At 69.7% G+C, this 706-nt stretch carries 1 pseudogene; it reads right to left on the reverse strand.

The features are described 5' to 3' along the window. Positions 1 to 706: pseudogene (locus JCM19049_RS16585) on the reverse strand (alanine--tRNA ligase-related protein); the annotation flags it as partial.

A 706-nucleotide genomic window follows, 5' to 3' on the forward strand; every position in this document is an offset into this window, starting at 1 on the left:
ATCGACCTGGGTGCGCACCAGCGCCTCGGCCGGCAGCTCGCCTCGCGCACCACGGCCTTGTGCACGTTCAGGCCCTTGAGCGGGGCCTGAACGTCGGTGACCTCCAGCACGAAGCCGTCACCGGTGATCAGCCCACGTCCCCGGCCTGGCCGCCGGCCTCGGCGTAGAACGGGGTCTCATCGAGCACCAGGTCGATCTGCTGGCCCTGCTCGGCGAACGGCACCAGCTGCCCGTCGCGCACGATCCCGCGGATCTTGGATTCACCCTCCAGGGTGTCGTAGCCGGTGAAGTGCACCGAACCGGCCTCGGCCAGCTTGTTGTATAGCGACAAATCCGCGTGCCCGGACTTCTTGGCCTTCGCGTCCTTCTGCGCGCGGGTGCGCTGTTCGCTCATCAGCTCGCGGAAACGGGACTCGTCCACCGCCAGCCCGGCCTCGGAGGCGATCTCCAGGGTCAGGTCGATCGGGAAGCCGTAGGTGTCGTGCAGCGCGAACGCCTCGTCCCCGGACAGGTTGGCGCCCTCGGCCTTGGCGTGGGCCAGGGCCTCATCCAGCCGGGTGGTGCCCGAGGCGATGGTGCGGCGGAAGGCGCGCTCCTCGGCGTAGGCGATCCGGGCGATGCGCTCGAAGTCGGCCTCCACCTCCGGGTAGACGCCCTTCATGCGTCGCGGGAGACCGGCAGCAGCTGGGGCAGCACCTCGGATTCG

Source organism: Arthrobacter sp. JCM 19049 (genome assembly GCF_001310435.1).